Below are 4660 nucleotides of genomic sequence, written 5' to 3'. Positions count from 1 at the left end.
CTAACGGCTCTTAAGCGAATGTCGAGCGATAAAGTGATTGACTCGAGCGATAAAGTGATTGACTCGAGCGATAAAGTGATCGACTCGAGCGATAAAGTGAGAAAGTCGCGCAATAAACGATAGAACTCGCGCAACACGCATGGCATCACTAGCAAGGTTCAAAGAGCCATTCTGCGCACGTAAAAAAGTTCCCTGCATTGCATGATGAATGCAGGGAACTTGTATTTTAACCTATTCCACAGCACTTCCGTCTTTCTTATCCGGAAACAGCAAACTGAACACAATGCCAAAGATGGCAGCAATGAAAAAGGTGGAGAAACGTGAAGTAATGATGGAATCAAGCGGTGTACTAATCCACAAAATCGTGAATACAAATCCGGAAATAATTGTGGCGATGGCACCTGTACTCGAATAACGCTTCCAGAAAAAGGTCATTAGAATAACTGGAGATAGTGTACCACCGACGCCTGCCCATGCCCAGCTTACGATGAGATACACGAGCGAATCGGAGGTTAATGCAATGACCATTCCTAAAATTCCGGAGATAAGGATCGTCATTTTGGATATCCAGACAAGCTGCCTGTCGGACAATTTAATTCCAAGTGCTCGGTGAATAATATCTTCACTAACGGAACTGGTCACAACAAGCAATTGTGAATTGGCAGTCGTAATAATCGCAGCCAATATCCCGGCAAGCAGCAGCCCGGCAATCCATGGAGGCATCAAGTCCATAATCATCACAGGCAAAATGGTTTCCACATCCGCAAACGATCCCTGATCGTAAATCGCAATCGCTGCAAGCCCGATCAAAAAGGCACCGATATAGGCTAAAACGGTCCAAACAATGGCAACCGTCATTCCTTGTTTTACTTCTTTTTCATTTTTCAATGCCATGAAACGGGCACTTAATTGCGGCTGACCGCCAAGGTATCCAAAGAACCATGAGAAGTTATTGAAAAAGAGTACCCCTAAGGCAAAACCTGTTGCACCGCCAAACCAAGAGTGAAACGAATCCCCTGCTGTGCTAAGCGATTGACTGATGGATAAGTCATTTGCGCCGATGTAAACAAGTGCAACAATCGGTAAGACAACAAGCGTAACAAGCATCATGATACTTTGAATCATATCTGTCCATACGACAGAGATGAATCCGCCAAAAAAGGCAATGGATAACACAACAATGGTGGAAATAACAATCCCTAGTGCAGGGTCCATGTCAAAGGAAGTCAGAAATAATTTCCCAGCCCCAGCCAGTTGCGCACCAACATAAAACATAAAAAAGCTGGCGATTAATATCGTCGTAATCCACCGAATGATATTTGCCTTTTCCTTAAAGTTAACCGCAAAATAATCTGGTAAGGTCAATACTTTATGATGATCCGTTTCTTGCCTAAATTTCTTTGCTAAAACCAGCCAGGAAAAAATGATCCCGGAGGCAATCCCAGCGGCGACCCAAATTCCTGAAAGTCCTGTCGTAAACACAAAGCCTGTAAAACCAAGCAAGAGCCATGCCGATTCACCAGTTGCACGTTCAGAGAATGCCAACGCCCATCCCGGCAGCCTTTTCCCGCCAAGCAGAAATTCCGAATGGCTTAACTTCCCACGACTTGTTAGATAACCAATCCCAATAATGACAATAAAATATAAGATAAATACGGTAACAATGGTACTATTCATGATGTTCCCTCCCAGTAGCATATTAGTAAACGCTTACAATTCTATCGCTTTATTACTCATCCTATTGGTAAAAAAGGGAAAACATGCACGTTCATTTTTTGAAAATTTTTCAATCCTATTGACTGGAAATCATCCCAGTTATAGGATCTTGCTATTTTAAAAGAATAATAGGCAAAAAATGTGAAAGTCGCGCAATAAGGTAGGAGAGTCAAGCGAAAAAGTATAGAACTCGCGCAAAGGAGTCATTATCACGTGAAACGCAGGTTTTACGACTAGCGCTTATGAAGGGATTTTCTCATTTGATTCTTCTATTCTGAGCATATTCTATCTTTCCTAAACACAGCATAATTGATAATGTTTAAAGATAATTGATAAAAATGAATATAAAAATCGATCATTTATTTTTAAAAATTATCAAAACATAGAATATGATCGTGTGTCTATTAGCTAAAAGGACCAAAACCATAGACACAAATTGTTCAAAATAAATTACATTGAATCCCGAGCTTTTCGATTGACCAAAATAACTTTCTATGTAATAATCATAATCGTATTAGAATTATTATAAATAAATAACGAAAATAAATTAATGAAGACCATTTAAACGAAAGAAGCGATGGTCCCAAATGATTTATGAATAATTCTAAAAAACATAGTAGGAGGAAATTTATTATGTCCTTAATTGGAAAAGAAGTACAACCATTCAAAGCATCCGCTTACGATAGCACAAAAGGTGAATTTATAGAGGTAACTGAAGAAAACCTGAAAGGACAGTGGAGTATTGTTTGCTTTTATCCAGCAGACTTCTCATTCGTTTGTCCGACAGAGCTTGAAGATCTTCAAGACCAATACGCGACATTGAAAGACCTTGGTGTAGAAGTTTACTCCGTTTCAACGGATACGCATTTTGTTCATAAAGCATGGCATGATTACTCAGATGCGATTAGCAAACTTGAATATATTATGATTGGTGACCCTTCCCAAACCATTTCCCGCAACTTCGATGTACTGGACGAAGCAGAGGGGCTTGCGCAACGCGGTACGTTCATTATTGACCCGGACGGTGTTGTACAAGCAGCTGAAATCAACGCAGACGGTATCGGCCGTGATGCAAGCACATTGATTGGCAAAGTGAAAGCAGCACAGTATGTCCGTAATAACCCAGGCGAAGTTTGCCCGGCTAAATGGGAAGAAGGTTCCCAAACACTTGAACCAAGTCTTGATCTTGTAGGAAAAATTTAAGGAGTGCGATCAATCATGCTAAGTGCAGATATAAAAGCACAGCTCGCCCAATACCTAAAAATGATGGAAGGCGATGTGCTACTCAAAGTAAGTGCGGGATCGGATAACGTTTCCCGTGACATGGTGGAGCTCGTGGACGAACTAGCCGCCATGTCATCCAATATCAAAGTGGAGAATACCAAGCTTAAGCGAACCCCAAGCTTTAGCGTGAACCGTATCGGTGAAGACACTGGAATAACATTTGCCGGTATCCCGCTTGGACATGAATTTACTTCTTTGGTACTGGCGTTGCTGCAAGTAAGTGGCAGAGCACCAAAGGCTGATGAGAAAGTAAAGGAACAAATTAAAGCCTTAGAAGGGGAGTACCACTTTGAATCATACGTTAGTCTGAGCTGTCAAAATTGTCCGGATGTTGTACAGGCACTCAATTTAATGAGCGTGCTTAACCCGAACATCACGCATACCATGATTGATGGTGCCGCATTTAAAGAAGAAGCAGAAAGCAACAACATCATGGCAGTACCGACTGTATTTTTGAATGGAGAATCATTTGGAAGCGGCCGTATGACGCTCGATGAGATACTTGCTAAGCTTGGCGGTGGTCCGGACGCTTCTGAATTTGAAAATAAAGATCCGTTTGATGTACTTGTTGTCGGAGGTGGACCGGCGAGTGCAAGTGCTGCAATCTATGCAGCGCGTAAAGGCATTCGTACAGGTATTGTCGCTGAACGCTTCGGCGGCCAGGTCAACGACACAGCAGCGATTGAAAACTTCATCGGTGTCAAGCGTACCGAAGGCCCTCAATTCGTAGCAAACCTAGGAGAACACGTGAAAGACTATGACATCGACGTGATGAATTTACAACGTGCCAAAAGTTTAGAAAAAAAGAAGGACTTCGTTGAAATTGAACTGGAAAACGGAGCCGTTCTCAATAGTAAATCCGTTATCCTTTCAACAGGTGCGCGCTGGCGCAAAGTTGGCGTACCCGGTGAGGATGAATTCCGAAATAAAGGCGTCGCATACTGTCCACACTGTGATGGTCCGCTGTTTGAAGGAAAAGACGTAGCTGTTATTGGCGGCGGAAATTCTGGTGTGGAAGCAGCCATTGACCTTGCAGGAATTGTAAAGCATGTAACGGTTCTTGAATTTGCACCGGAGCTCAAAGCCGATTCTGTACTACAGGATCGCCTCAAAAGCCTGCCAAACGTCACTGTTCTGCCAAACGCGCAAACCACAGAAATTACCGGAACAGACAACGTAAACGGTATTACCTATGTGGATCGTGGTACACAAACAGAACATCATATTGAACTTGCAGGCGTATTTGTCCAAATCGGTCTTCTGCCGAATACGGACTGGCTAGGCGACGCAGTTGAACGAAATAAATTTGGTGAGATCACCGTCGATCGACATGGTGCAACAAACGTACCTGGCGTATTTGCTGCGGGGGACTGCACCGATGATCCAAACAAACAAATTATCATTTCCATGGGATCCGGCGCGAATGCGGCCTTAAATGCCTTCAACTATCTTATCCGAAATGAAGCCCCAGAAGAAATTGCTTCATCCTGACCCTGGTAATGAGAAAATCACTTTACGAACCATTTGGTAGTAAAGTGATTTTTTTTTGCAAAAAATGGGTGCGCTAGCAACTCGAGCGACAAGGCAGAGAACTCGAGCAACAAGGCAGGGAACTCGCGCGACAAGGCAGGGAACTCGCGCAACAAGGCAGAGAACTCGA

At 42.9% G+C, this 4660-nt stretch carries 3 protein-coding genes; 2 read left to right on the top strand and 1 reads right to left on the bottom strand.

The annotated features are described in order from the left end of the window. Positions 1–231: 231 nt before the first annotated feature. Positions 232–1677 carry a sodium/proline symporter gene (locus GZ63_RS0116005; protein ID WP_029271294.1) on the bottom strand — a complete coding sequence of 482 codons (1446 nt, stop codon included), beginning with the start codon at positions 1675–1677 and terminating at the stop codon, positions 232–234. A gap of 672 nt (positions 1678–2349) precedes the next feature. Here GZ63_RS0116005 and ahpC point away from each other — a divergent pair. Both ahpC and ahpF read left to right on the top strand, forming a co-directional pair. Beyond that, a complete protein-coding gene (gene ahpC / locus GZ63_RS0116000; protein WP_029271292.1) occupies positions 2350–2919 on the top strand; it encodes an alkyl hydroperoxide reductase subunit C in 570 nt (189 codons plus the stop codon). 12 nt (positions 2920–2931) lie between these two features. Further along, a complete protein-coding gene (ahpF, locus tag GZ63_RS0115995) occupies positions 2932–4491 on the top strand; it encodes an alkyl hydroperoxide reductase subunit F (protein ID WP_029271290.1) in 1560 nt (519 codons plus the stop codon). Positions 4492–4660: the final 169 nt, after the last annotated feature.

Source organism: Virgibacillus alimentarius, assembly GCF_000709085.1.
Lineage (GTDB): Bacteria > Bacillota > Bacilli > Bacillales > Amphibacillaceae > Virgibacillus_B > Virgibacillus_B alimentarius.
The sequence above is the reverse complement of the archived record's forward strand: the minus strand, read 5'-3'. Positions and strand labels throughout refer to the sequence as shown.

Coding starts and splice junctions, on each gene's coding strand:
- GZ63_RS0116005 (WP_029271294.1), bottom strand. CDS start 1,677: ATGAATAGTACCATTGTTACCGTATTTATCTTATATTTTATTGTCATT.
- ahpC (WP_029271292.1), top strand. CDS start 2,350: ATGTCCTTAATTGGAAAAGAAGTACAACCATTCAAAGCATCCGCTTAC.